Source organism: Pseudomonas abieticivorans (assembly GCF_023509015.1).
GTDB lineage: Bacteria > Pseudomonadota > Gammaproteobacteria > Pseudomonadales > Pseudomonadaceae > Aquipseudomonas > Aquipseudomonas abieticivorans.
In genome coordinates this window covers 5,062,414-5,086,371 of sequence record NZ_CP094975.1, presented here as the reverse complement: position 1 = coordinate 5,086,371, position 23,958 = coordinate 5,062,414, and the positions used below count along the sequence as shown (strand labels likewise).

Sequence of the window (23,958 nt, the reverse complement as noted above, 5' to 3'; positions counted from 1 at the left end):
ACCAGCGGCCAGGGTGTTCAATCAGTCGCGCATCGGCCCGGGCGCGATGACTTCGCGCGAGCCATTGGTGTTCATCGGGGTGACCACGCCGGCCATTTCCATCGCCTCGATCATCCGCGCGGCGCGGTTGTAGCCGATCTTCAGCTTGCGCTGCACGGCCGAGATGGACGCCCGGCGGCTTTCCAGCACGAAGTTGACGGCCTCGTCGTACAGGGCGTCAGATTCGCTGTCGTCGCCGTCACCGCCACCACCGCCGCCTTCGAAACCACTGCCGGCCTCTTCGACGCCGGCCAGGATGTCTTCGTTGTAGTCCGGGGCGCCGCGCAGTTTCCAGGCCTCGACCACGCGATGCACCTCGTCATCGGAGACGAACGCGCCGTGCACGCGGATCGGCAGGCTGGTACCTGGTGGCATGTAGAGCATGTCGCCGTGGCCGAGCAGTTGTTCGGCGCCGCCTTGGTCGATGATGGTGCGCGAGTCGATCTTGCTCGATACCTGGAACGCCATGCGGGTCGGAATGTTGGCCTTGATCAGGCCGGTGATCACGTCCACCGACGGGCGCTGGGTTGCCAAAATCAGGTGGATACCAGCGGCACGGGCCTTTTGCGCGATACGGGCGATCAGTTCTTCGACCTTTTTGCCGACGATCATCATCATGTCGGCGAACTCGTCCACCACAACCACGATGGTCGGCAGGGTTTTGAGCAGAGGCGCTTCGTCGTGCATGGTGTCGCGGCGAAACAGCGGGTCGCTCAGCGGGTGGCCCTCTTCCTCGGCGTCTTTTACCTTGCGGTTGAAGCCGGCCAGGTTACGCACGCCCATGGCCGCCATCAGCTTGTAGCGGCGCTCCATCTCGGCCACGCTCCAACGCAGGGCGTTGGCCGCATCCTTCATGTCGGTGACCACCGGGCACAGCAGGTGCGGGATGCCTTCGTAGATCGACAGCTCGAGCATTTTCGGGTCGATCATGATCAGCTTGGCGTCTTCGGGGCCAGACTTGAACAGGATCGACAGGATCATCGCGTTCACGCCCACCGACTTACCGGAACCGGTGGTACCGGCCACCAGCAAGTGCGGCATCTTGGCCAGGTCGACGATGATCGGCTTGCCGCCAATATCGTGGCCCAGGGCCATGGTGACGGGCGACTTGGCCTCGTCGTATTGCGGCGACGACAGCACTTCGGAGAAGCGCACGATTTGCCGGTCTTCGTTGGGGATCTCGATACCCACGGTGGTCTTGCCCGGGATCACTTCCACCACGCGCACGCTGGTCACGGCCAGCGAACGCGCCAAATCCTTGGCCAGGTTGGAAATGCGGCTGACCTTGACGCCTGCCGCCGGCTGGATTTCGTAACGGGTAATGACCGGGCCTGGGTGGATGGAGTCCACCGAGACTTCGACGCCGAACTCCTTGAGCTTGATTTCCAGCAGGTGGCCGACGGCCGCCAGGGACTCGGGCGAGTAATTGACCTTTTTCTTTTCCGCAGGATCGAGGATCGAAATCGGCGGCAAGGTGCCTTCCACGGCACTGTCGACGAACAGCGGCGCTTGTTTTTCCTTTTGCACGCGCTTGCTCGGCTCAGGCGGCTTGGCCATGGCCGGTGCCGGCATGATCACCGGGGCCACGTGCTTCTCGCGCTCGCTCATGTGCTTGGTCAGCGACTGCTCGCGCTCGACGATGCGCTCCTTGGCCTTGGCCTGCTCGCGCTTGTCGGCCACCGGGGCCACCACGTCGTGCACGCGGTCATCCACCTCGCGCAGTTGGGCCACCAGTTGCTTGCGTTCGTTGCGCGCCGTCCACCAGCGGTTGGCGGCGCCCTGGAACAGCTCCAGCAGGTCGAGGGTGATCTTGCCGGTCAGGTCCATCACCTTGAACCACGACAGGTCGGTGAACACCGTGAGGCCGAACAGAAACAGCGCGATGAACATCAGGGTGCTGCCCTGGATATTGAACGCGCGCAGGGCCAGGTCGCCCAGGCTTTCGCCCAGGGCACCACCGGCAGACGCCGGCAGGGCCGGGGCCGAGTGGAAATGGATATGGGCCAGGGCCGCGCCGGACAGCACCAGGAACACCAGGCCGATCAGGCGCCAGCTGAACAGCCAGCCGCTCCACTGCCACGGCTCGTGGCGCTGGCGGAAGATCTGCCAGGTTTTCACGGCCAGCAGCAACGGGAAGATGTAGGCGAAGTAGCCCAGCACCATGAACAGGATGTCGGAGGCGAAGGCCCCGGCGCGGCCTGCGGCGTTCTGCACCTGCAGGGCGTTGCTGGTGTGGCTCCAGCCAGGGTCGGTCTGATCGTAGGTGAGCAGCGCCATCCACAGGTACAGGCACAGGGCGCCCATGGCGATCAGGGCGCCTTCCTTGAGGCGATAGTGCAGTTGCTGGCGCCACAGGGGCACCGGCAGCGGAGTCGGGGTAGCGGTGGATTTCTTCAAAACGCGTCTTTTCCTGCGCTGGTTAGCGCGGCCAACAAATGAATGACTGCAAAAAAGTGACCGAACCCTGCGGATCGGCTAAAAAAATTAACGCATCGGCGGCAGTTTACACCATAGCCCAATGCGGCCCGACAGGTCTTTCAATTTGAGCACGCATTGTGTTGCGTGACAAAGGGTTATGTGCAAAGTCGAGGGTTTCGGCGAGCCGATTGTCTACGACCGCGTTTGGGGGGCAGAGTTGCACGGTCGGGGTGCGTTGTTAATACTGGCCTCTTCACGGATAAATCCGCCCCTACAGGGCTACGGTATCTGTAGGCGCGGATTTATCCGCGAAGCAAGCATCCCCTCCCCCGCCGCTACCGATAGGTACCCATGCTCACCTGGCTGAAGAAAAACGACCTGACCTTCCCCCCACTGGAAAAGGCCCTGCACGACCCCAACGGCCTGCTCGCCGCTGGCGGTGACCTGAGCGCCGAGCGGCTGGTGCAGGCGTACCGCCATGGCTGCTTCCCGTGGTATCAGGACGGCCAGCCGATCCTGTGGTGGTCGCCCGACCCGCGCACCGTGCTGTTCCCTGAAGAGCTGCACGTGTCGCGCAGCCTGCGCAAGCTGCTGCGCCAACAACGCTACCGAGTCACCTTTGACCAGGACTTTGCCGCCGTCATCCTCGCCTGTGCAGGCCCCAGGGCCTATGCCGACGGCACCTGGATCACCGACAGCATGCAGGCGGCGTACATCCAGTTGCATGAACAGGGCCTGGCGCATTCGGTCGAAGTCTGGGAGGGCGACGATTTGGTGGGCGGCCTGTACGGCCTGGCCATGGGCCGGCTGTTTTTCGGCGAGTCGATGTTCAGCCGCGCCGACAACGCCTCCAAGGTCGGCTTCGCAACATTGGTCGAACACCTGCGCGGTGCCGGTTTCGTGATGATCGACTGCCAGATGCCCACCGAGCACCTGCACAGCCTGGGCGCCCGCGCCATCAGCCGTCAGCAGTTCGCCGAGCATTTGCGCCACTACCTGGACGCACCCAATACAGCCAGTTGGGTTTGCTAGGCGAGTTCGGTGGGGCTGGCTTACACTTAACCAAAGGTTTCATTGCGAGGGTTGATCATGACTGAGCTGGCGCGATTGAAGTTTTATGCCACTCAACCCCATTCGTGCAGCTACCTGCCAGAAGAACAGGCCACTACCCTGTTTCTCGACCCGAGCCAGCCGATGGACGTTAACGTCTACGCCGACCTTTCGGAAATGGGGTTTCGGCGCAGCGGCGATCACCTGTACCGCCCCCACTGCCAACGCTGCAATGCGTGCGTGCCGGCGCGCATCCCCGTGGCCAGCTTTACTCCCAGCCGCCAGCAAAAACGCATCATCAAGCGTAACGCCGACCTGACCGTCTCCAGCGCCAAGCCCAAATTCAGCGAAGAATACTTCGACCTGTACCAGCGCTACATCGAGCAGCGCCACGCCGACGGCGACATGTTCCCGCCCAGCCGCGACCAGTTCTCCACCTTCCTGGTGCGCGACCTGCCGTTCTCGCGCTTCTTCGAGTTTCGCCTGGAGGGCAAATTGCTCGCCGTGGCCGTGACCGACCTGCTGCCCAACGGCCTGTCGGCGGTATACACCTTTTACGAACCGAGCGAGGAACGCCGCAGCCTGGGGCGCTTCGCCATCCTCTGGCAGATCAGCGAGGCGCTGCGCCTGGAACTGGACGCGGTGTACCTGGGCTACTGGATCAAGAACTGTAAAAAGATGAATTATAAAACCCAATACCGCCCCATCGAGCTGCTGATCAACCAGCGCTGGGTCACCCTTAACTGAAGCCCTTGGCGTTTTGCCCCGTTTTCAGGCACAATGCACGCCGCTTTTGCCTGGCGCAGTTGCACCGGGCCATTAACTGGACACCGAGGGCTTTACTGCATGTCGAAAGAAGACAGCTTCGAAATGGAAGGCACTGTCGTCGACACCCTACCCAACACCATGTTTCGCGTGGAATTGGAAAATGGGCACGTCGTAACCGCGCATATCTCCGGCAAGATGCGCAAGAATTACATTCGTATTCTGACCGGTGACAAGGTGCGCGTTGAATTGACGCCCTATGATTTGAGCAAAGGGCGCATTACTTACCGCGCTCGCTAAGCGACACAAACGAAAACGCCCGGCGGTTGCCGGGCGTTTTTGTGTGGGCGATGTAAAAGCTTCAGGGCCCCTTCGTGGATAAATCCGCCCCTACACAGGAGCGGATCCGCCCATGAACCTAGGCCATCTCTGCCGTGGTTTCGAACTCGAACGTCATCTCGCCGTCGACCACGTCGATGTGCACCACCCCACCATGGTCGGCCAACTCGCCGAACAGGATCTCTTCGGCCAACGGCCGCTTGATCTTGTCCTGAATCAACCGCGCCATCGGGCGGGCGCCCATGGTTGCGTCGTAACCACCGGCCGCCAGCCAACTGCGCGCCGCGTCGGTGACTTCCAGCAACACGCGCTTGTCTTCCAACTGCGCCTGCAACTCGGTGAGGAACTTGTCCACCACGCTTTTGATCACCTCGGTACTGAGGCGACCGAACTGGATAATGGTGTCCAGGCGGTTGCGGAACTCGGGCGTGAAGCTCTTCTTGATCACTTCCATCGCATCAGACGAGTGGTCCTGATGGGTGAAGCCGATTGAAGCACGCGCCGCCGTTTCTGCACCGGCGTTGGTGGTCATGATCACGATCACGTTGCGGAAGTCCGCCTTGCGCCCGTTGTTGTCGGTCAGGGTGCCGTGGTCCATCACCTGCAGCAGCAGGTTGAAGACTTCCGGGTGCGCCTTTTCGATTTCATCGAGCAACAACACGCAGTGCGGCTGTTTGGTGATGGCCTCGGTGAGCAAACCGCCCTGGTCGAAGCCCACGTAGCCCGGCGGTGCACCGATGAGGCGCGACACCGTGTGACGCTCCATGTACTCGGACATGTCGAAGCGCAACAGCTCGACCCCCAGCGCCTTGGCCAGCTGCCGCGCCGCTTCGGTTTTGCCCACGCCCGTAGGCCCGGCAAACAGGAACGACCCAACCGGCTTGTCCGGCGACTTGAGGCCGGCGCGGGACAGCTTGATGGCGGTGGCCAGGGAATCGATGGCGGCGTCCTGACCAAACACGGTCAGTTTCAGGTCACGCTCCAGGTTACGCAGCAGCTCCTTGTCGGAACTGGTGACGTGCTTTGGCGGAATCCGCGCGATCTTGGCGACGATGTCTTCGACTTGCGGCACTTCGATGCGCTTGACGCGGTTTTCGACCGGCTGCAGGCGCTGGTAGGCACCGGCTTCGTCGATCACATCGATGGCTTTGTCCGGCATGTGCCGGTCATTGATGTAGCGCGAGGCCAGTTCAGCCGCTGCACGCAGGGCCTCATCGCTGTACTCGATGTTGTGGTGCTGCTCGAAACGCCCTTTCAGGCCGCGCAGGATACCGATGGTGTCTTCCACCGAAGGCTCGCTGACGTCGACTTTCTGGAAACGCCGCGCCAAAGCACGGTCCTTCTCGAAAATACCGCGGAATTCCTGGAAGGTGGTGGAGCCGATGCAGCGGATGTCACCGGAACTCAGCAGTGGCTTGAGCAGGTTGGAAGCATCCATGACCCCGCCCGAGGCCGCGCCTGCACCAATGATGGTGTGGATCTCGTCGATGAACAGAATCGCCTGCGGGCGTTTTTTCAGCTCGCCGAGCAACGCCTTGAAGCGCTTCTCGAAATCGCCGCGGTACTTGGTACCGGCCAGCAAGGCCCCAAGATCCAGGGAGTAGACAACGCTGTTGGCCAACAGGTCCGGGACCTGGTTGTCGACGATGCGCTTGGCCAGGCCTTCGGCGATGGCGGTTTTACCCACCCCGGCCTCACCTACCAACAACGGGTTGTTCTTGCGACGGCGCGCCAAAATTTGCGCCACGCGCTCCACTTCGTTCTCGCGGCCTACCAACGGGTCGATACGGCCCTGGCGTGCAAGTTCGTTGAGGTTGCTGGCGTAGGCGTCCAAAGGGTTGCTGGAAGAAGAAGACTCGCCGCCCTCCTCGTCCTGCATGTCCTGTTCGCCTTCGCTGTGATCGCCGTGCCCGGGCACCTTGGAGATACCGTGGGCGATGTAGTTGACCACGTCGATGCGGGCAACGCTCTGCTGCTTGAGCAGAAACACTGCCTGGCTTTCCTGCTCGCTGAAGATGGCGACCAGCACGTTGGCGCCGGTGACTTCGCGCTTGCCGGAGCTTTGCACGTGGAACACGGCACGCTGCAGTACACGCTGGAAGCCCAGGGTTGGCTGGGTTTCACGGTCCTCGTCATGCACGGGGATCAACGGCGTGGTGGAGTCGATGAACTCCTGCAGATCGTGTTTGAGTTTGTCGAGGTTTGCGCCACAAGCACGCAAAACGGTGGCGGCGGCCTCATTATCCAATAGAGCCAGCAGGAGGTGCTCCACAGTCATGAATTCATGACGTTTGGAACGCGCCTCCTTGAAGGCGAGATTGAGGGTGACTTCGAGCTCGCGGTTTAACATAGCTTCACCTCATACCCAAGTGGTCGGCGATTAACCGTCCTTCTCGATTTCACAGAGTAGCGGATGCTGGCTTTCCCTGGCGTACTGATTGACCTGCATGGCCTTGGTTTCGGCGATGTCGCGGGTAAACAATCCGCAGACTGCCCGTCCTTCTGTATGGACGGCCAGCATGACCTTGGTCGCCAGCTCACGGTTCAGGTTAAAAAACACCTCGAGCACTTCGACGACGAAATCCATCGGTGTGTAGTCATCGTTAAACAAAACCACCTTATACATGGGTGGAGCCTGGAGGGCCGGCTTGGCCTCCTGTACGGCCAGGCCCGCGGCATCGTCCTCATGCGACTGCGGGCGATCCTGATTGAATGTTAGTCGAATCTGGCTGATTGCATGCATGGAAAGAAGGTTCATCGTTGAGCGAATAGGGTTGTGGGTTGACCTTGTGGCCGATTTCTTAACCGACCGCCGCATGACCTTGACTATCGGCAAAACGGTGTTACAAACAATAGAACCCACATTGGGGAATAAAGGTCCGCGCAGTCAACCAAATTTTTCAAATCGGTCCGATAGCGGATGAAGTGGATGATACTCCAGAGATGGGGTCCTTTGCAGAGGGATATGAGCATGGCAATCGGTAAAGTCAAGTGGTTCAACAATGCCAAGGGCTATGGCTTCATCGTTGAAGATGGCAAAAGCGAAGACCTTTTCGCGCACTACTCGGCCATCAAGATGGAGGGCTACAAGACCCTCAAGGCCGGGCAGCCCGTCAATTTCGAGATCATCCAGGGCCCCAAGGGGCTGCATGCCGTCGAAATCAAGGCCGCCGAGAACCTGCAACCTGCCGCCACCCCTGCCCACCAGCCGCAAGCCGTCACCGCATAACACGCCCAGACATTGCAGGGGCGGATTTATCCGCGAACGCCACGACGCAGCCTTGCAGCTACACCGCGGCATGGCTTTCGCGGATAAATCCGCTCCTACAGTGGAGGGGTACGTTAATAAAAAACCGGCCGCGCAGGCCGGTTTTTTTGGTTACTGCATGTTTACATGTGTGAAATCAGCGCATCGCCGAAGCCCGAGCTCGACACCAAGGTGGCGCCGTCCATCAGCCGCTCGAAGTCGTAGGTCACGGTCTTGGCCTTGATGGCGCCATTGGTGCCCTTGATGATCAGGTCGGCCGCTTCCAGCCAGCCCAGGTGGCGCAGCATCATCTCGGCCGAGAGGATCACCGACCCCGGGTTGACCTGGTCCTTGCCCGCGTACTTGGGCGCGGTGCCGTGGGTGGCTTCGAACATCGCCACGGTGTCGGACAGGTTGGCGCCCGGCGCGATGCCGATACCGCCCACTTCCGCCGCCAACGCGTCGGACAGGTAGTCACCGTTCAGGTTGAGGGTGGCAATCACGTCGTATTCAGCCGGGCGCAACAGGATCTGCTGCAGCATCGCATCAGCGATGGCATCCTTCACGATTACGTTCTTGCCGGTTTTCGGGTTCTTGAGCTGCATCCAAGGCCCGCCGTCGAGCAAGGTCGCGCCAAACTCGTCCTTGGCGATCTCGTAGCCCCAGTCCTTGAAGGCCCCCTCGGTGAACTTCATGATGTTGCCTTTATGCACGATGGTCAGCGAGTCGCGATCGTTGTCGATCACGTACTGCAAGGCCTTGCGCACCAGGCGCTGGGTACCCTCCTTGGACACCGGCTTGATACCGATGCCGCAATCCTGGTCGAAACGGATCTTGGTGACGCCCATTTCCTCCTTCAAAAACTTGATCACCTTTTGCGCTTCGGGCGAGCCGGCTTTCCATTCGATGCCGGCATAGATGTCCTCGGAGTTCTCCCTGAAGATCACCATGTCCACGTCGCCAGGCTTTTTGACCGGGCTGGGCACACCTTCGAACCACACAACGGGTCGCAGGCACACATACAAATCGAGCTGTTGGCGCAGGGCCACGTTGAGTGAGCGGATACCGCCACCGACCGGGGTGGTCAGCGGCCCCTTGATGGACACCACGTAGTCTTTCACGGCATCCAGGGTTTCCTGGGGCAGCCAGGTGTCCTGGTCATAGACCTGGGTGGCCTTCTCGCCCGCGTACACTTCCATCCAGGAGATCTTGCGCTTGCCGCCGTAGGCCTTGGCCACCGCTGCGTCGACGACTTTGATCATCACCGGGGTGACATCGATGCCGATGCCGTCGCCCTCGATGTAGGGAATGATGGGTTGGTCAGGAACGTTGAGAGAATGGTCCGCGTTGACGGTGATCTTCTCGCCGACCGCTGGAACCTTGATTTTCTGGTATCCCATGCTGCACTCCGTTGTGTGATTAAACATCATGGTCTACCCCGAGCGTAACCCAGTTGCACGGGGGCGCAAATGCAATGTTCGACGCCATAGCGGCCAGACCAACGGATCGTGCAGCGAACGAGCCGGGAAAATAGGGCAAACACGCCAAAACCTGACGATACCTGGCCAACCTGGCCGGCCGTAAAAACCCTTCTTTAGACCAATGGACGACGACCGGCCTACGCCTAACAGCTTAGTAATGGCCGCGACCAGTGGTATACTGTCGCAGTGACCACAGAGTCACCACGGTCGACCTGTCAAAAACGAGACCCTCGGCCCTAGCAAAAGCCGGGCTGCTACCGCAGCCCACCCGCTTGACGCTCTACTGATGCATCCAACATCACCGCGACGAACCTCGACTTTCGGCTCATTGATGACTTTGAACGAAAGCGCCTACCCTGCGCATCTCGAGATTCTGTGCACGCTCAGCAAAGAAGAGAGTTAATCCGAATATGTCAACCCGCTCGAAGATCATCTACACCTTCACTGACGAAGCCCCCGCCCTCGCGACCTATTCGCTTCTCCCGATCATTGAAGCTTTCACCGCTTCTGCAGCTATTTCCGTTGAAACCCGTGACATCTCCCTGGCCGCCCGCATCCTTGCCGGCTTCCCGGAGCGTCTGGGCGCCAAGGCCGTAGCGGACCACCTCGCCGAACTGGGCGACCTGGCCGTCACCCCTGAAGCCAACATCATCAAGCTGCCGAACATCAGCGCCTCGGTGCCACAACTCAAGGCCGCGATCAAGGAACTGCAAGCGCAGGGCTTCGATCTGCCGGACTACCCGGAAAACCCGAGCACCGCCGAAGACCACGCCGCCAAGGCCCATTACGACAAAGTGAAGGGCAGCGCCGTGAACCCGGTGCTGCGTGAAGGCAACTCCGACCGCCGCGCACCGCTGTCGGTCAAGAACTACGCGCGCAAGCACCCGCACAAGATGGGTGCCTGGGCACAAGACTCCAAGTCCCACGTGGCTCACATGAGCAGCGGCGACTTCTACGGCAGCGAGAAATCCGCGCTGATCGACGCGAACGACAGCGTCAAGATCGAACTGATCGCCCGTGATGGCAGCAGCACCGTACTGAAAGAGAAAACCACCGTCGAAACCGGTGAAATCATCGACTGCGCGGTGATGAGCACCAAGGCCCTGCGCCGCTTCGTCGCCGAGCAGATCGAAGACGCCAAGAAGCAAGGCGTGCTGCTGTCGGTTCACCTCAAGGCCACCATGATGAAGGTCTCCGACCCGATCATGTTCGGCCAGATCGTTGCCGAGTACTACGACGCCGCGCTGACCAAGCACGCTGCCGTGCTGAAGCAGATCGGCTTCAACCTGAACAACGGCATCGGCGACCTGTACAGCCGCATCAAGGCGCTGCCGGCCGAGCAACAAGCTGAAATCGAAGCCGACATCCAGGCCGTGTACGCCGTGCGCCCAGCGCTGGCCATGGTCAATTCGGACAAGGGCATCACCAACCTGCACGTGCCGAGCGACGTCATCGTCGACGCCTCGATGCCGGCCATGATCCGTGACTCCGGCAAAATGTGGGGCACCGATGGCCAACTGCACGACACCAAGGCCCTGATCCCGGACCGCTGCTACGCCACCATCTACCAGACCGTTCTGGAAGACTGCAAAAAGCACGGCGCCTTCGATCCGACCACCATGGGCAGCGTGCCTAACGTGGGCCTGATGGCGAAAAAAGCCGAAGAGTACGGCTCGCACAACAAAACCTTCGAAATCCAGGCTGACGGCGTGGTTCGCGTGACCGACGGCAAGGGCAACCTGCTGCTGGAACAAGCCGTGGAAGCAGGCGACATCTGGCGCATGTGCCAGACCAAGGACGCACCGATCCAGGACTGGGTCAAGCTGGCCGTCAACCGTGCTCGCGCAAGCGACACTCCGGCCGTGTTCTGGCTCGACCCACAACGCGCCCATGACGGCGTGGTGATCGAAAAGGTCCAGAAGTACCTGAAGGATCACGACACCGCAGGCCTGGACATCCGCGTGATGTCCCCGGTCGACGCCATGAAGTTCTCGCTGGATCGCATCCGCGCGGGCAAAGACACCATCTCCGTCACCGGCAACGTGCTGCGCGACTACCTGACCGACCTGTTCCCGATCATGGAACTGGGCACCAGCGCCAAGATGCTGTCCATCGTGCCGCTGATGAACGGCGGTGGCCTGTTCGAAACCGGCGCCGGCGGCTCGGCACCCAAGCACGTGCAGCAACTGGTGGAAGAGAACTTCCTGCGCTGGGACTCGCTGGGCGAATTCCTGGCCCTGGCCGCCTCCCTTGAGCACCTGGGCGTCACCTACGACAACCCTAAAGCCAAGGTATTGGCCAAGACCCTGGACCAGGCCACCGGCCAGTTCCTGGACAACAACAAGTCGCCATCGCGCAAAGTCGGCAACATCGACAACCGCGGCAGCCACTTCTACCTGGCGCTGTACTGGGCACAAGCCCTGGCCGCCCAGACCGAAGACACTGCCCTGCAAGCGCAGTTTGCCCAACTGGCCAAGACCCTGACCGAGAACGAGGCGACCATCGTTGCCGAGCTCAACGCCGTACAGGGCAAGCCGGTGGACATCGGTGGCTACTACTACGCCAACCCAGAGCTGACCGCCAAGGCCATGCGCCCTAGCGCCACGCTGAACGCAGCGATTGCCGCGCTGGTGTAAGCACACCCGGTAACAAACAAGAGCCCCGGCCACGCACCGGGGCTTTTGCTTTGTCAAAACGATATTTGCACCCTGCCCTTCCCCCTGTAGCAGCGGATTTATCCGCGAAAAGGCCGCCAAGGTGTATCAGTTGATACCCGACACACCATTGGCGGATAAATCCGCCCCTGCAGGGATGCGTCACAACCATGGAGAAACCCCATGCAATGGCAACCCCACATCACCGTCGCCACGGTGGTTGAACACGAAGGCCGCTTTCTGCTGGTCGAAGAGTTCAAAAACAACCAGGCCGTGCTCAACCAGCCCGCCGGCCATCTGGACCCAAACGAAAGCCTGACCGAAGCCGCCATCCGCGAAACCCTGGAAGAAACCGGCTATGACGTCGAACTGACGGGTGTGGTGGGCATTTACCTGTACACCGCCCCCAGCAATGGCGTGACCTACCAGCGCATCTGTTTTGCCGGCAAGGCACTCAAGCACCACCCGGAACGCGCCTTGGACGAGGGCATCATGGGGGCGCTGTGGCTGACCCGCGAGCAGATCATCGAACAGCAACACCGCTGGCGCAGCGAGCTGCTGCTGCGCTGCGTGGACGATTTTCTGCAAGGCCCACTGCACAGCCTGTCACTGATCCGCGAGCGCTAAGCTTCGCAGCCTGTTAGAATCTCGTCCTTTTTCCAGAACACTCATCGAATCCCTATGCGTGATCCAGCGGCTCTTGACCCAGCAACGCAACGCGTGATCGTCGGCATGTCCGGCGGCGTTGACTCTTCCGTTTCCGCCCTCCTGCTGCTTGAGCAGGGCTACCAGGTGGAAGGTCTGTTCATGAAGAACTGGGAAGAAGACGACGGCACCGAATACTGCACCGCCCGCGAAGACCTGGCCGACGCCCAGGCCGTGTGCGACCGCATCGGCATCAAACTGCACACCGCCAACTTCGCCGCCGAGTACTGGGACCACGTGTTCGAGCACTTTTTGGAGGAGTACAAGGCCGGTCGCACGCCCAATCCGGACATCCTCTGCAACCGCGAGATCAAGTTCAAGGCCTTCCTGGACTACGCGCTGTCGCTGGGTGCCGACCTGATCGCCACCGGCCACTATGTGCGCCGCCGCGACATTGACGGGCGCACGGAACTGCTCAAGGGCCTGGACCCCAACAAGGACCAGAGCTACTTTTTGCACGCCGTGGGCGGCGAACAGATCGCCCGCACGCTGTTCCCGGTGGGCGAACTGGAAAAACCCGAAGTGCGCGCCATCGCCGAGAGACACGGCCTGGCCACCGCCAAGAAAAAGGACTCCACGGGTATCTGCTTCATTGGCGAACGCCGTTTCAGCGATTTCCTCAAGCAGTACCTGCCGGCGCAACCGGGTGAGATCCAGACCACCGAAGGTGAAGTGATCGGCCGCCACCATGGCCTGATGTACCACACCATCGGCCAGCGCCAAGGCCTGGGTATCGGGGGCCTGAAGGACGCCAGCGACGAGCCGTGGTACGTGCTGGAAAAAGACCTGGAGCGCAACGTGCTGGTGGTCGGCCAAGGCAATGACCACCCGTGGCTATTCTCCCGCGCCCTGCTTGCCTCGCAAATCTGGTGGGTGAACCCGGTGGACCTGGGCAGCCCGCGCCGGCTGACCGCCAAGGTGCGCTACCGCCAAAGCGACCAGGCCTGCACCCTGGAGCAAACCGCAAACGGCTACCGCGCCGTGTTCCAGGAGCCGCAACGCGCCGTCACGCCCGGCCAGTCGGTGGTGTTCTACGACGGTGAAATCTGCCTGGGTGGCGGCGTCATCGAGATTGCCGAACCGTGGCGCAGCCAGGATTCGCGCCCATGAGCCCGTTGCAGGAGCAACTGGTCGCCCTGGGCGGCGTGTTCGAAGCCGCGGTGCTGGTGGATCGCATCGCCAAGACCGGCCAGGTCAGCGAGGCCAGCCTTGGCTGCATGCTCGGCAGCCTGCTGATCCGCGACCCCAAGGACACCCTGGAGGTGTTCGGCGGCGACGACCTGAACCTGCGCGACGGCTACAAGGCCTTGGTCAGCGCCCTGGAGCGCGACCCGGCGACCCTGCAGCGCGAACCACTGCGCTACGCCTTGTCCATGCTGGGCCTTGAACGCCAACTGGCCAAGCGCGACGACATGCTCGAAACCATCGGTCGGCGCCTGCCGCAGATCCAGTCCCAGGTGGAACACTTTGGCCTGGTGCATGAGAACGTCATCGCCGCCAGCGGCGCGCTGTACCAGGACACCCTGAGCACCCTGCGCCAGCGCATCCAGGTGCAGGGCGACATGCGCCACCTGCAGCAGCCCAGCAACGCCTCCAAGATTCGCGCCCTGCTGCTGGCCGGCATCCGTTCGGCCCGCCTGTGGCGCCAGCTGGGTGGCCACCGCTGGCAACTGGTGATCAGCCGGCGCAAGCTATTGAAAGAGCTGTACCCCCTCATGCGCGGTTAAGTTCTGCATGCTCGTTCGGCGGTTTAACCAAGACCGCCGAGCATTTTCATGTATGATACGCGCCCCATTTCGTTGCCCGACTGTCCGAGAACACCCCATGCAGCTTTCTTCGCTCACTGCGGTTTCCCCTGTTGACGGCCGCTACGCCGGCAAAACCCAGGCCCTGCGCCCTATTTTCAGCGAATACGGCCTGATCCGTTTCCGCGCACTGGTAGAAGTTCGCTGGTTGCAGCGCCTCGCCGCTCACCCGCAAATCGCTGAAGTACCGGCGTTTTCCGCCGAAGCCAACGCCATCCTCGATGCCCTGGCCAACGACTTCGCCCTTGAGCACGCCGAGCGTGTGAAAGAGATCGAGCGCACCACCAACCACGACGTCAAGGCCATTGAGTACCTGCTTAAAGAGCAGGCTGCCAAGCTGCCGGAACTGGCCAAGGTGAGTGAATTCATCCACTTCGCCTGCACCAGTGAAGACATCAACAACCTGTCCCACGCCTTGATGCTGCGCGAAGGCCGTGACACCGTGCTGCTGCCGCTGATGCGCCAGATCGCTGAAAACATTCGCGAACTGGCCCACCGCTTCGCCGACGTGCCAATGCTCTCGCGCACCCACGGCCAGCCGGCCTCCCCCACCACCCTGGGCAAGGAACTGGCTAACGTGGTGTACCGCCTGGAGCGCCAGATCGCCCAGGTGGCCGCCGTGCCGCTGCTGGGCAAGATCAACGGCGCCGTGGGCAACTACAACGCCCACCTGTCGGCTTACCCTGCCATCGACTGGGAAGAGAACGCCCGCGCCTTCATCGAAGACGAATTGGGCCTGGGCTTCAACCCGTACACCACGCAGATCGAGCCGCACGACTACATCGCCGAGCTGTTCGACGCCATCGCGCGCTACAACACCATCCTGATCGACTTCGATCGCGATATCTGGGGCTACATCTCCCTGGGCTACTTCAAACAGCGCACCATTGCCGGCGAAATCGGTTCTTCGACCATGCCACACAAGGTCAACCCGATCGACTTCGAAAACTCCGAAGGCAACCTGGGCATTGCCAACGCACTGCTCCAGCACCTGGCCAGCAAGTTGCCGATCTCCCGCTGGCAGCGCGACCTGACCGACTCCACCGTGCTGCGCAACCTGGGCGTCGGTTTCGCCCACAGCGTGATCGCCTACGAGGCAAGCCTGAAGGGCATCAGCAAGCTGGAAATCAACGAAGTCAAGATCGCCGCCGACCTGGACGCCTGCTGGGAAGTGCTGGCCGAGCCGATCCAGACCGTGATGCGCCGTTACGACATCGAAAACCCGTACGAAAAGCTCAAAGAACTGACCCGTGGCAAGGGCATCAGCCCACAAGCCCTGCAAACGTTCATCGACGGCCTGGACATGCCAGCCGAGGCCCGTGCCGAGCTGAAACTGCTCACCCCGGCCTCGTACATCGGCAACGCAGCGGCGCAAGCCAAACGCGTGTGACACTCAGCCTGCAGCGTAGACGCCCGGCTTAGGCCGGGCGTTTTTATTCCTGACATAAAAGCGCATTTTTTCAATAGGTTACACATGAAATCTGACACTCCACTTCAGCTCCTGGGCGGTTTGACTGCACGCGAATTTCTGCGCGACTACTGGCAGAAAAAACCGCTCCTGATCCGTCAGGCCTTCACCGATTTCGAAAACCCCATCAGCCCGGACGAACTGGCCGGCCTGGCGCTGGAAGAAGAAGTCGAATCGCGCATCGTCATCGAGAACGGTGAGCGCCCGTGGGAACTGCGTCGTGGCCCGTTTGCCGAAGACGAGTTCAGCAAGCTGCCAGAAACCGAATGGACCCTGCTGGTGCAGGCCGTCGACCAGTTCGTGCCGGAAGTGGCCGAGTTGCTCGAGCCATTCCGCTTTCTGCCGAGCTGGCGCATCGACGACGTGATGATCAGCTACGCCACCGCAGGCGGTAGCGTGGGCGCGCATTTTGACAACTACGACGTATTCCTGCTGCAAGGCTATGGCAGCCGCACCTGGAAAGTCGGCCAGATGTGCAACTCCGAAAGCCCCCTGCTCGATCACGCCGACCTGCGCATCCTGGCCGACTTCCAACAGACCGACGAGTGGACCCTTGAGCCTGGCGACATGCTTTACCTGCCGCCGCGCCTGGCCCACCACGGCGTGGCCGTGGACGACTGCATGACCTACTCGGTGGGCTTCCGTGCACCGAGCGCCGCTGAAGTGCTGACCCACTTCACCGACTTCCTAAGCCAGTTCCTGCCCGACGAAGAGCGCTACACCGACGCCGACGCAGAACCTGTGGCAGACCCGCACCAGATCCAGCACGACGCCCTGGACCGCCTCAAGCGCTTGCTGGCCGAGCACATGAGCGACGAACGCCTGCTGCTGACCTGGTTCGGCCAGTTCATGACCGAGCCGCGCTACCCGGAAATGGTCGCAGGCCAAGAGCTGGAAGAAGAAGACCTGCTGGCCGGCCTGCAGGATGGCGCCATCCTGATCCGCAACCCGAGTGCGCGCCTGGCCTGGTCGGAAGTGGACGACGACCTGTTGCTGTTCGCCAGCGGCCAGAGCCGCTTGCTGCCGGGCGAGTTGCGCGACCTGCTGAAGCTGATCTGCGCTGCAGAATCGCTGCACATCGAAAACCTGGGCCCGTGGCTGGACGACGAGCAAGGCCGCCTGTTGCTGTGCGAACTGATCAAGCAGGGCAGCCTGGGGTTCGCCGATGAATAAGATCCGCGTACGCGTCGCCGACTGGCACAAGGACATCGCCGAGATTCGCCGCATCCGCGAGGCCGTGTTCATTGCCGAGCAATCGGTACCACCCGAGCTTGAGTGGGACGCCGACGACCAGGATGCCGTGCATTTCCTGGCCTTCGAAGGCGATTTCGCCATCGGCACCGCTCGCCTGCTGGCCGACGGCCAGATCGGCCGCGTGTCGGTGCTCAAGGACTGGCGCGGGCTGAAAGTGGGCGACGCCCTGCTGCAAGCCGCCATCGAGCAAGCCGAGCAGCAGGACCTCAAGCACCAAAGCCTGAGCGCCCAGGTGCATGCCACAGCGTTCTACGAGCGCCACGGCTTCAAGGTGGTGAGCGAGGAATTCCTCGAAGCGGGTATACCGCACGTCGACATGGTGCGCGCCAGCTGACGCCCACCCCTCTGTAGGAGCGGATTTATCCGCGAAAAAATCGCTGCGGTTTGCCTGATACACCACAGCGCTCATTTCGCGGATAAATCCGCTCCTACAGGCTCGGCTGGCAGTCCATAATGATCTCTCCACCCGCGGAGATATCGGACATGCCGCTACGCCCCCTGCTCGCCTCCCTCGCCCTGCTGATGTGCTTCACGGCCAACGCGGCCACCGAAGTGCTGCCCCTCAATTACCACACCAGTGACGAACTGCTGCCCGTCGCGCAGAACTTCATTGGCAAGGACGGCCAGGTCAGCGCCTACGGCAACCAGTTGATCGTCAACGCCGACCCTCTGAAGATCGAAGCCCTGCGCGACCTGCTTACCCAGCTCGACAAACCGTCACGGCGCCTGCTGATCAGCGTGGATACCAGCGACAGCAACGACGCCAACCGCAACGGTTACTCGGTCAACGGCGGCGGCAACACCCGGATCATCAGCACCAGCACCGCCAACCGCACCGGTGGCGTGCAACAAGTACAGGCCAGCGAAGGCGTGCCGGCGCTGATCCAGGTCGGCCAGAGCGTGCCTTTCACCACCGGCCAGACCGACAGCTACGGCGGCGTGCAAACGCAAACCCAGTACCGCAACGTGACCCAGGGCTTTTACGTCACGGCCAGCGTGACCGGCGACACCGTGCACCTGGCCATCAGCACCAACAACGACCGCATCAGCCAGCAACGGCCCGATGTAGTGGACGTGCAAAGCACCGACACCCAGGTCAGCGGGCGCCTCGGCGAGTGGATCACGTTGGCGGGGGTGAACGAGCAAAGTGCGCAAAACACCAACGGCTACACGCAAAATTGGTCCACCCAAGGCCGTAACGACATGACGTTGCGGGTAAAGGTCGATTCGCTGCAGTGAACCGTGACCCAATGGTCCCTAAATCGACCTTCAGGTACTGGACCTGAAGGGCCGAAACTGACTGACAAGTCGCTATCAAACAAATATGTAGTGATAAGAAAAAAGCACTACAAAATCGTTGACGACGCAAAAAAGCATTGGCATGATGGCCTCGCTCCCGCTAATCAGGGGCCCTGTAACAAGGGTCTTCGGATCGACGCTCTAACCTACCCACCTGAGCCGATTCGTGTCTGTACCGCCCACAAGGCAGTTTGACGAGGTTGCGACTGGAACGAAGTTGTCCCGAGGGACGAGAGCGTATTCTGGTTTAACGGCAGGTCCTGTAGGTTCGCAAACCGGCATCCACGAGCCACCTTGCAAACCCGCACCCTCGCCCGACCCCCGTCGCTTGCGCCAAGGGCCCCATCGTTCACCCGTCGCCTCCCCCGTCAAGCCCGTACCAGGCAGCCTACGCTTAGGATCTGCGAGCAGTCAGGCGCCCTGGTTTTCAGCCAGCGCCCGGGCGGAGCGAGAATTTTTCATTAAAACCGATGCGACGAGGTTTATTCCCATGGCACTGACACGCGAACAACAAATTGCTGCCCTCGAGAAAGACTGGGCCGAGAACCCACGCTGGAAAGGCGTGACTCGCACCTACAGCGCTGCTGACGTCGTTCGCCTGCGTGGTTCGATCCAGCCTGAGCACACCTTCGCCCGCAACGGCGCCGAGAAGCTCTGGAACCTGGTCACCCAAGGCGCCAAGCCTTCCTTCCGCCCTGATAAAGATTTCGTCAACTGCATGGGCGCCCTTACCGGCGGCCAGGCCGTGCAACAGGTCAAGGCCGGTATCCAGGCGATCTACCTGTCTGGCTGGCAAGTGGCCGCGGACAACAACTCCGCCGAAAGCATGTACCCCGACCAATCGCTGTACCCGGTGGATTCGGTGCCTACCGTGGTCAAGCGCATCAACAACTCGTTCCGTCGCGCCGACCAGATCCAGTGGAAAGCCGGCAAGAACCCGGGTGACGCAGGCTACATCGACTACTTCGCACCGATCGTGGCCGACGCCGAAGCCGGTTTCGGCGGCGTGCTGAACGCCTACGAGCTGATGAAAAGCATGATCGAGGCAGGCGCTGCCGGCGTTCACTTCGAAGACCAGCTGGCCTCGGTTAAAAAATGCGGCCACATGGGCGGCAAGGTACTGGTACCGACCCAGGAAGCGGTGCAAAAGCTGACCGCTGCGCGCCTGGCGGCCGACGTTGCTGGCACCCCGACCATCATTTTGGCCCGTACCGACGCCAACGCCGCTGACCTGTTGACCAGCGACTGCGACCCGTACGACCAACCGTTCGTGACCGGCGAGCGCACCCAGGAAGGCTTCTACAAAGTACGTGCAGGCCTTGACCAGGCAATCGCCCGTGGCCTGGCCTACGCACCGTACGCCGACCTGATCTGGTGCGAAACCGCCAAGCCGGACCTGGACGAAGCGCGCCGCTTTGCCGAAGCCATCAAGAAGGAATACCCCGACCAACTGCTGTCGTACAACTGCTCGCCATCGTTCAACTGGAAGAAGAACCTGGACGACGCAACCATCGCCAAGTTCCAGCGCGAGCTGTCGGCCATGGGCTACAAGCACCAGTTCATCACCCTGGCGGGTATCCATAACATGTGGCACAGCATGTTCAACCTGGCGCACGACTACGCCCGCAACGACATGACCGCCTACGTGAAGCTGCAAGAGCAGGAGTTCGCTGACGCCTCCAAGGGCTACACCTTCGTGGCGCACCAGCAGGAAGTGGGCACCGGCTACTTCGACGACATGACCACCGTGATCCAGGGTGGCAGCTCGTCGGTCACCGCGCTGACCGGCTCTACCGAAGAAGAGCAGTTCCACTGATAGTGGGTTAGCTGCCAGCGTCACCTGCAAACCGCCTTCGGGCGGTTTGTTCGTTTCCGGGGGATAGGCGGCGCGCTTTTCGCGGATAAATCCGCTCCTACAGATACCCGAACTCTTGTAGGAGCGGATTTATCCGCGAAAGCCGCACCGCGGTATGCCTGATTCAACGCGGTGCGCTTTTCGCGGATAAATCCGCTCCTACGCAGGGATCGCGCTCCGGTTCAGCCGCGAAGCCAACACCCACGCCGCCACGTATGTACCCACCCCCTACAACCAAAGTATTGATCCATGCCAACGCTTATAAAGCGACAATAGGGTAAAACGGACGATGCGGTTCATTGCCGCAGGCTGTTACCTCGTTTCCAATAGAAACACCTGTAACAGCCATCTCTAAATGCTAGTAATTATCATTACATATAGAAACCACTATTACCGAACGCACGGAACATATTTCATAAAACCACCTATAATCCCCGTAGCACGGGCGTTTGCGGCACTCAGGGGGTGCGTATGTGCTTAATCCTACGAATAAATTTGCCATAGAAAATTTACTTGCTATCGGTTTACCCATAAAATCACCGCGATAGATTCAGCTGCGACATATCGTCACTGCTTTACTACTTTTCAAGCTCAGAGACCTTTGCTCTCTGTTAAGGATTTCAGATGCCCGATTCGACAGGACTCATGGCCCACAACTGGGGCTTTGCCATCTTCCTTTTGGGCGTAGTCGGCCTCTGTGCCTTCATGCTGGGGCTTTCCAGCCTGCTGGGCAGCAAAGCCTGGGGCCACAGCAAGAACGAACCTTTCGAATCCGGCATGCTGCCGGTCGGTAGCGCCCGCCTGCGCCTGTCTGCCAAATTCTATCTGGTCGCGATGCTGTTCGTGATCTTCGACGTCGAAGCCCTCTTTCTCTTTGCCTGGTCTGTGTCCGTCCGCGAAAGCGGCTGGACCGGATTTGTCGAAGCACTCGTTTTCATAGCAATTCTGTTGGCAGGTCTTGTCTACCTTTGGCGAGTGGGGGCTCTTGACTGGGCTCCGGAAGGTCGTCGCAAGCGGCAAGCGAAGCTGAAACAATGAGGCTTTGGCAATGCAATACAATCTCACCAGGATCGACCCGGATGCTCCCAATGATCAGTATCCAATCGGCGAACGGGAAACCGTTTCCGATCCGCTAGAAGATCAAGTCCACAAAAACATCTACATGGGCAAGCTCGAAGACGTGCTGAACGGTGCGGTCAACTGGGGGCGTAAAAACTCCCTGTGGCCTTACAACTTCGGCCTGTCGTGCTGCTACGTGGAAATGACCACCGCCTTCACGGCGCCCCACGACATCGCCCGCTTCGGCGCCGAGGTTATCCGGGCATCGCCGCGCCAGGCGGATTTCATGGTCATCGCCGGTACGTGCTTCATCAAGATGGCCCCGATCATCCAGCGCCTGTACGAGCAAATGCTGGAGCCCAAGTGGGTGATCTCCATGGGTTCGTGCGCCAACTCCGGTGGCATGTACGACATTTACTCGGTCGTTCAAGGGGTGGACAAGTTCCTGCCCGTGGACGTCTACGTGCCTGGCTGCCCGCCGCGCCCCGAAGCCTTTCTGCAAGGCCTGATGCTGTTGCAGGAATCGATTGGCCAGGAGCGTCGCCCGTTGTCCTGGGTCGTCGGTGATCAAGGCGTTTACCGCGCCGAGATGCCGTCGCAAAAGGAACAGCGTCGCGAACAGCGAATCGCGGTAACCAACCTGCGCAGCCCCGACGAAGTCTGATCCAGACCCAGGCTCCACAAGAGCCCCAAGAACCCTGGCTTCATTCTGCACGTTGACCGAAAGCGACCGAGACCATGACAGCGGACACCGCTCTGTATATCCCGCCTTACAAGGCTGACGACCAAGATGTGGTCGCCGAACTGAACACCCGCTTTGGCCCCGAGGCGTTCACCGCCCAGGCCACCCGCACCGGCATGCCGGTGCTGTGGGTTGCCCGCGCCAAACTGGTGGAAGTGCTGACGTTTCTGCGCCACCTGCCCAAGCCCTACGTCATGCTGTACGACCTGCATGGCGTGGACGAGCGCCTGCGCACCCAGCGCCGTGGCTTGCCGGGCGCCGACTTCACCGTCTTCTATCACCTGATGTCGCTTGAGCGTAACAGCGACGTGATGATCAAGGTGGCGTTGAACGAAGGCGACCTGAACCTGCCCACCATCACCGGTATCTGGCCCAACGCCAACTGGTACGAGCGTGAAGTGTGGGACATGTTCGGCATCGACTTCGCCGGCCACCCGCACCTGTCGCGCATCATGATGCCGCCGACCTGGGAAGGCCATCCGCTGCGCAAGGACTACCCGGCGCGCGCGACCGAGTTCGACCCCTACAGCCTGACCCTGGCCAAACAGAAGCTTGAAGAGGAAGCGGCGCGCTTCAAGCCTGAAGACTGGGGCATGAAGCGTTCGGGCACCAATGAGGACTACATGTTCCTCAACCTGGGCCCCAACCACCCTTCGGCCCACGGTGCCTTCCGTATTATCCTGCAACTCGATGGCGAAGAAATCGTCGACTGCGTGCCCGACATCGGCTACCACCACCGTGGTGCCGAGAAGATGGCCGAGCGCCAGTCCTGGCACAGCTTCATCCCCTACACCGACCGTATCGACTACCTGGGCGGGGTGATGAACAACCTGCCCTACGTGCTCGCGGTCGAGAAGCTGGCCGGCATCAAGGTGCCGCAGAAGGTCGACACCATCCGCATCATGATGGCCGAGTTCTTCCGCATCACCAGCCACCTGCTGTTCCTAGGTACCTATATCCAGGACGTGGGCGCGATGACCCCGGTGTTCTTCACCTTCACCGACCGCCAGAAGGCCTACACGGTGATCGAGGCCATCACCGGTTTCCGCCTGCACCCGGCCTGGTACCGCATCGGTGGCGTGGCACACGACCTGCCGCGCGGCTGGGAAAAACTGGTCAAGGACTTCGTCGACTGGCTGCCCAAGCGCCTGGACGAATACACCAAGGCGGCCCTGCAGAACAGCATCCTCAAGGGCCGTACCATCGGTGTGGCCGCCTACAACACCAAAGAGGCCCTGGAATGGGGCGTCACCGGTGCCGGCCTGCGTTCCACCGGCTGTGATTTCGACCTGCGCAAGGCGCGCCCGTACTCGGGCTACGAGAACTTCGAATTCGAAGTGCCACTGGCCCACAACGGCGATGCCTACGACCGCTGCATGGTGCGCGTGGAAGAAATGCGCCAGAGCATCAAGATCATCGACCAGTGCATGCGCAACATGCCCGAAGGCCCGTACAAGGCGGATCACCCGCTGACCACGCCGCCGCCAAAAGAGCGCACGCTGCAGCACATCGAGACCTTGATCACGCACTTCCTGCAAGTTTCGTGGGGCCCGGTGATGCCGGCCAACGAATCCTTCCAGATGATCGAAGCGACCAAGGGCATCAACAGCTATTACCTGACGAGCGACGGCGGCACCATGAGCTACCGTACCCGGATCCGCACCCCAAGCTACCCGCACCTGCAGCAGATCCCTTCGGTGATCAAAGGCAGCATGGTCGCGGACTTGATCGCGTACCTGGGTAGTATCGACTTCGTTATGGCCGACGTGGACCGCTAA

The 23,958-nt window shown here is 61.0% G+C and carries 20 protein-coding genes; 16 read left to right on the top strand and 4 right to left on the bottom strand.

All coding sequences use genetic code 11. From position 1 onward, the window contains the following. Window positions 1–21: 21 nt before the first annotated feature. Entirely contained in the window at window positions 22–2,436 is a 2,415-nt protein-coding gene (gene ftsK / locus L9B60_RS23220) for a DNA translocase FtsK (protein ID WP_283780530.1), read from the bottom strand. A gap of 372 nt (window positions 2,437–2,808) precedes the next feature. On the opposite strand from ftsK, the gene aat reads away from it, so the two are divergent. The 3 genes from aat to infA all read left to right on the top strand — a co-directional run bounded on the left by aat (window position 2,809) and on the right by infA (window position 4,572). Continuing rightward, on the top strand, window positions 2,809–3,489 hold the full coding sequence (gene aat / locus L9B60_RS23215) for a leucyl/phenylalanyl-tRNA--protein transferase (protein WP_249673311.1): 681 nt from the start codon (window positions 2,809–2,811) through the stop codon (window positions 3,487–3,489). Window positions 3,490–3,546: 57 nt separating this feature from the next. Beyond that, on the top strand, window positions 3,547–4,254 hold the full coding sequence (locus L9B60_RS23210; RefSeq protein WP_249673310.1) for an arginyltransferase: 708 nt from the start codon (window positions 3,547–3,549) through the stop codon (window positions 4,252–4,254). 99 nt (window positions 4,255–4,353) lie between these two features. Then, on the top strand, window positions 4,354–4,572 hold the full coding sequence (gene infA, locus L9B60_RS23205; protein ID WP_002553999.1) for a translation initiation factor IF-1: 219 nt from the start codon (window positions 4,354–4,356) through the stop codon (window positions 4,570–4,572). Window positions 4,573–4,690: 118 nt separating this feature from the next. Here the strand turns inward: infA and clpA are convergent, their stop codons facing one another. After that, window positions 4,691–6,961 carry an ATP-dependent Clp protease ATP-binding subunit ClpA gene (clpA, locus tag L9B60_RS23200; protein WP_249673309.1) on the bottom strand — a complete coding sequence of 757 codons (2,271 nt, stop codon included), beginning with the start codon at window positions 6,959–6,961 and terminating at the stop codon, window positions 4,691–4,693. Between the two features lie 30 nt (window positions 6,962–6,991). Further along, window positions 6,992–7,354, bottom strand: coding sequence for an ATP-dependent Clp protease adapter ClpS (gene clpS, locus L9B60_RS23195; RefSeq protein WP_249673308.1), 363 nt, complete (start codon window positions 7,352–7,354; stop codon window positions 6,992–6,994). A 228-nt stretch (window positions 7,355–7,582) separates the two neighbouring features. On the opposite strand from clpS, the gene cspD reads away from it, so the two are divergent. Next, on the top strand, window positions 7,583–7,840 hold the full coding sequence (gene cspD, locus L9B60_RS23190) for a cold shock domain-containing protein CspD (protein WP_438866004.1): 258 nt from the start codon (window positions 7,583–7,585) through the stop codon (window positions 7,838–7,840). A gap of 161 nt (window positions 7,841–8,001) precedes the next feature. Here cspD and icd read toward each other — a convergent pair whose 3' ends face one another. Beyond that, window positions 8,002–9,258 (bottom strand): NADP-dependent isocitrate dehydrogenase, encoded by a 1,257-nt coding sequence (icd, locus tag L9B60_RS23185; protein ID WP_249673307.1) that lies wholly within the window; start codon window positions 9,256–9,258, stop codon window positions 8,002–8,004. Window positions 9,259–9,749: 491 nt separating this feature from the next. Here icd and L9B60_RS23180 point away from each other — a divergent pair, with 491 nt between their 5' ends. The 12 genes from L9B60_RS23180 (at window position 9,750) to nuoC (ending at window position 23,958) form a co-directional block, all read left to right on the top strand. Then, window positions 9,750–11,975, top strand: a complete 2,226-nt coding sequence (locus L9B60_RS23180; RefSeq protein WP_249673306.1) for an NADP-dependent isocitrate dehydrogenase — start codon at window positions 9,750–9,752, stop codon at window positions 11,973–11,975. A gap of 201 nt (window positions 11,976–12,176) precedes the next feature. Further along, window positions 12,177–12,620 (top strand): NUDIX hydrolase, encoded by a 444-nt coding sequence (locus L9B60_RS23175; protein WP_249673305.1) that lies wholly within the window; start codon window positions 12,177–12,179, stop codon window positions 12,618–12,620. Window positions 12,621–12,674: 54 nt separating this feature from the next. Then, on the top strand, window positions 12,675–13,808 hold the full coding sequence (mnmA, locus tag L9B60_RS23170; RefSeq protein WP_249673304.1) for a tRNA 2-thiouridine(34) synthase MnmA: 1,134 nt from the start codon (window positions 12,675–12,677) through the stop codon (window positions 13,806–13,808). After that, a complete protein-coding gene (hflD, locus tag L9B60_RS23165) occupies window positions 13,805–14,425 on the top strand; it encodes a high frequency lysogenization protein HflD (RefSeq protein ID WP_249673303.1) in 621 nt (206 codons plus the stop codon). The genes mnmA and hflD overlap by 4 nt, the downstream gene beginning before the upstream one ends. Before the next feature lie 97 nt (window positions 14,426–14,522). Next, the gene (gene purB, locus L9B60_RS23160) at window positions 14,523–15,893 is read left to right on the top strand and encodes an adenylosuccinate lyase (protein WP_249673302.1); all 1,371 of its coding nucleotides are present in this window, start codon (window positions 14,523–14,525) and stop codon (window positions 15,891–15,893) included. 84 nt (window positions 15,894–15,977) lie between these two features. Beyond that, window positions 15,978–17,144, top strand: a complete 1,167-nt coding sequence (locus tag L9B60_RS23155; RefSeq protein WP_249673301.1) for a ribosomal protein uL16 3-hydroxylase — start codon at window positions 15,978–15,980, stop codon at window positions 17,142–17,144. Beyond that, window positions 17,137–17,559, top strand: a complete 423-nt coding sequence (locus tag L9B60_RS23150) for a GNAT family N-acetyltransferase (protein ID WP_249673300.1) — start codon at window positions 17,137–17,139, stop codon at window positions 17,557–17,559. The genes L9B60_RS23155 and L9B60_RS23150 overlap by 8 nt, the downstream gene beginning before the upstream one ends. Before the next feature lie 149 nt (window positions 17,560–17,708). Beyond that, window positions 17,709–18,464 carry a secretin N-terminal domain-containing protein gene (locus L9B60_RS23145; protein ID WP_249673299.1) on the top strand — a complete coding sequence of 252 codons (756 nt, stop codon included), beginning with the start codon at window positions 17,709–17,711 and terminating at the stop codon, window positions 18,462–18,464. Between the two features lie 550 nt (window positions 18,465–19,014). Continuing rightward, window positions 19,015–20,340 (top strand): isocitrate lyase, encoded by a 1,326-nt coding sequence (aceA, locus tag L9B60_RS23140; RefSeq protein WP_249673298.1) that lies wholly within the window; start codon window positions 19,015–19,017, stop codon window positions 20,338–20,340. A gap of 663 nt (window positions 20,341–21,003) precedes the next feature. After that, window positions 21,004–21,417 (top strand): NADH-quinone oxidoreductase subunit A, encoded by a 414-nt coding sequence (locus L9B60_RS23135; RefSeq protein ID WP_249673297.1) that lies wholly within the window; start codon window positions 21,004–21,006, stop codon window positions 21,415–21,417. A gap of 10 nt (window positions 21,418–21,427) precedes the next feature. Beyond that, a complete protein-coding gene (locus tag L9B60_RS23130; RefSeq protein ID WP_249673296.1) occupies window positions 21,428–22,102 on the top strand; it encodes a NuoB/complex I 20 kDa subunit family protein in 675 nt (224 codons plus the stop codon). Between the two features lie 74 nt (window positions 22,103–22,176). Further along, window positions 22,177–23,958 carry an NADH-quinone oxidoreductase subunit C/D gene (gene nuoC, locus L9B60_RS23125; protein ID WP_249673295.1) on the top strand — a complete coding sequence of 594 codons (1,782 nt, stop codon included), beginning with the start codon at window positions 22,177–22,179 and terminating at the stop codon, window positions 23,956–23,958.